The sequence below is a fragment of the Allobosea sp. OK403 genome, assembly GCF_900113835.1.
Taxonomy (GTDB): domain Bacteria; phylum Pseudomonadota; class Alphaproteobacteria; order Rhizobiales; family Beijerinckiaceae; genus Allobosea.
The window spans coordinates 395,001-398,174 of sequence record NZ_FOQV01000004.1; the positions used below are offsets into that span (position 1 = coordinate 395,001).

2 tRNA genes and 2 rRNA genes (1 of these 4 cut by a window edge) are annotated in these 3,174 nt (G+C 54.5%); all 4 read right to left on the reverse strand.

The annotated features are described in order from the left end of the window. Positions 1–648: ribosomal RNA gene (locus tag BMZ97_RS17965) — 23S ribosomal RNA — on the reverse strand; it reaches 2,169 nt to the left of the window's first position. 247 nt (positions 649–895) lie between these two features. After that, positions 896–971, reverse strand: a tRNA-Ala gene (locus tag BMZ97_RS17970). A 76-nt stretch (positions 972–1,047) separates the two neighbouring features. After that, positions 1,048–1,124, reverse strand: a tRNA-Ile gene (locus BMZ97_RS17975). Positions 1,125–1,361: 237 nt separating this feature from the next. Next, positions 1,362–2,848, reverse strand: a 16S ribosomal RNA gene (locus BMZ97_RS17980). Together the 16S and 23S rRNA genes with 2 tRNA genes alongside form the textbook arrangement of a ribosomal RNA operon. Positions 2,849–3,174: the final 326 nt, after the last annotated feature.

Consider the following 3,174-nt stretch of genomic DNA (forward strand, 5'->3'; position numbering starts at 1 on the left):
ATTAAGTCGCTGACCCATTATACAAAAGGTACGCGGTCACCCAGGACGAACCTTGAGCTCCCACTGTTTGTAAGCATTCGGTTTCAGGTGCTATTTCACTCCCCTCGTCGGGGTGCTTTTCACCTTTCCCTCACGGTACTTGTTCACTATCGGTCGCTGAGGAGTACTTAGGCTTGGAGGGTGGTCCCCCCACGTTCAGACAGGATTTCACGTGTCCCGCCTTACTCATGTCCCAACTGTTCGCAGATCCGTACGGGGCTATCACCCATTAATGCGTGGTTTCCCAACCACTTCCGGTAACTTACAGTCAGGCACTGGCCTGGTCCGCGTTCGCTCGCCACTACTAACGGAGTCTCGTTGATGTCCTTTCCTCCAGGTACTTAGATGTTTCAGTTCCCTGGGTTAGCTTTGAACCCCTATGTATTCAGAGTTCAATACCTTCATGTGACAATTCGTAGTGCAACAACAGCTGCAAGCTTGCGCTCACCTCTGCGGTCACAATACGAATTGTCGAAGGTGGGTTTCCCCATTCGGAAATCCGCGGATCAAAGCTCATTCGCAGCTCCCCACGGCTTATCGCAGCGTATCACGTCCTTCATCGCCTCTCAGCGCCAAGGCATCCACCGAATGCTCTTAAGGCACTTGATCGTTCTCATGATCGATGTCCGCAGATTTACATCTGCAAGACAATGATCGGAAAGACCATTTTTGCTTGCCGAATAGACCCGCGTAAGACGAGCGCAGATGGTTTCCGCACATCGAATGTCGCTGGGTAGCGACGTCCGCAAATCTATTCCCTCTTCACAATGACAAACAGCGTTACTTATCGCCGCATAAATGCAGCAATCAGCAAAACCTGAATTTCCGGGCCGGTATCTTGGACAAGCCAAAGAGCTGGTGGAGCCAGACGGGATCGAACCGACGACCTGAAGCTTGCAAAGCTACCGCTCTCCCAACTGAGCTATGGCCCCTTTTGCGTTGGTAACGCGCCATGAGGCGCGGCGGCCGGTCGGCCTTGCGAGCCTTCGGCTCGTGACCGATCGATCCTGGTGGGCCTGGGAGGATTTGAACCTCCGACCTCACGCTTATCAAGCGCGCGCTCTAACCAACTGAGCTACAGGCCCAAGGCTAAAACCACAGACATGACATCTGCGGCCCGGCCAAAGACCATGCGTTGGCCCAGAATACGCGGAGATCAGACCAAATGCCTGATCAATCCAGCGTATTCGCCCGGAAAAGAAAGAGAAACGAAGACGGCGAAGTTCCGCATGTCGAGGCCTGATTTGGCCTCTTTGTTCAAAGGGGATCAAAGGGTTTCGACCATCCAGAAGGATAATCTAGCCGATAAGATCCGACCTTAGAAAGGAGGTGATCCAGCCGCAGGTTCCCCTACGGCTACCTTGTTACGACTTCACCCCAGTCGCTGAGCCTACCGTGGTCGCCTGCCTCCTTGCGGTTAGCGCGACGCCTTCGGGTAAACCCAACTCCCATGGTGTGACGGGCGGTGTGTACAAGGCCCGGGAACGTATTCACCGTGGCATGCTGATCCACGATTACTAGCGATTCCACCTTCATGCACTCGAGTTGCAGAGTGCAATCTGAACTGAGACGGCTTTTTGGGATTAGCACCGGATCGCTCCTTCGCTGCCCATTGTCACCGCCATTGTAGCACGTGTGTAGCCCAGCCTGTAAGGGCCATGAGGACTTGACGTCATCCCCACCTTCCTCGCGGCTTATCACCGGCAGTCCCCCTAGAGTTCCCAACTGAATGATGGCAACTAGGGGCGAGGGTTGCGCTCGTTGCGGGACTTAACCCAACATCTCACGACACGAGCTGACGACAGCCATGCAGCACCTGTGTTCCGGCCAGCCGAACTGAAGAGGTACATCTCTGTTCCTCAAACCGGACATGTCAAAAGCTGGTAAGGTTCTGCGCGTTGCTTCGAATTAAACCACATGCTCCACCGCTTGTGCGGGCCCCCGTCAATTCCTTTGAGTTTTAATCTTGCGACCGTACTCCCCAGGCGGAATGCTTAAAGCGTTAGCTGCGCCACTGAGGTGCATGCACCCCAACGGCTGGCATTCATCGTTTACGGCGTGGACTACCAGGGTATCTAATCCTGTTTGCTCCCCACGCTTTCGCGCCTCAGCGTCAGTATCGGACCAGTTGGCCGCCTTCGCCACTGGTGTTCTTGCGAATATCTACGAATTTCACCTCTACACTCGCAGTTCCACCAACCTCTTCCGAACTCAAGACTCTCAGTATCGAAGGCAATTCCAGGGTTGAGCCCTGGGCTTTCACCCCCGACTTAAAAGTCCGCCTACGCGCCCTTTACGCCCAGTGATTCCGAGCAACGCTAGCCCCCTTCGTATTACCGCGGCTGCTGGCACGAAGTTAGCCGGGGCTTATTCTTCCGGTACAGTCATTATCTTCCCGGACAAAAGAGCTTTACAACCCTAAGGCCTTCATCACTCACGCGGCATGGCTGGATCAGGCTTGCGCCCATTGTCCAATATTCCCCACTGCTGCCTCCCGTAGGAGTTTGGGCCGTGTCTCAGTCCCAATGTGGCTGATCATCCTCTCAGACCAGCTACTGATCGTCGCCTTGGTGAGCCATTACCTCACCAACTAGCTAATCAGACGCGGGCCGATCTATCGGCGATAAATCTTTCCCCCGAAGGGCGTATCCGGTATTAGTCCAAGTTTCCCTGAATTATTCCGAACCGAAAGGTACGTTCCCACGTGTTACTCACCCGTCTGCCACTAGCACCGAAGTGCCCGTTCGACTTGCATGTGTTAAGCCTGCCGCCAGCGTTCGCTCTGAGCCAGGATCAAACTCTCAGATTGTATACTGAGTTTGTTCCGGCAATCGCTGCGTATTGACGGAGTCATTGCTTGACGACCCAGGCTTTCACCCAAATCATCAGCGATGGCTCTTGTAAAACGCAGCACACCGAAGTCTCGTTCGACTTAGCCTAAGCTAAGTCCGCAAGAACTCCGCCGTCCACGTTTCTCTTTCTGTCTTCAGTTTTCAAACAGCGGCACTACTCAAAAGACAGGGCTGCGTACCGATTGCTCGGCTACAAAGCCCAAAGGTCTCAATGAAGCGCGGGAGGCGGCGGCGCCAGCGGCGTTGCCGTCTCGATGGCCGCTGTATAGGCCCCACCTCCCAA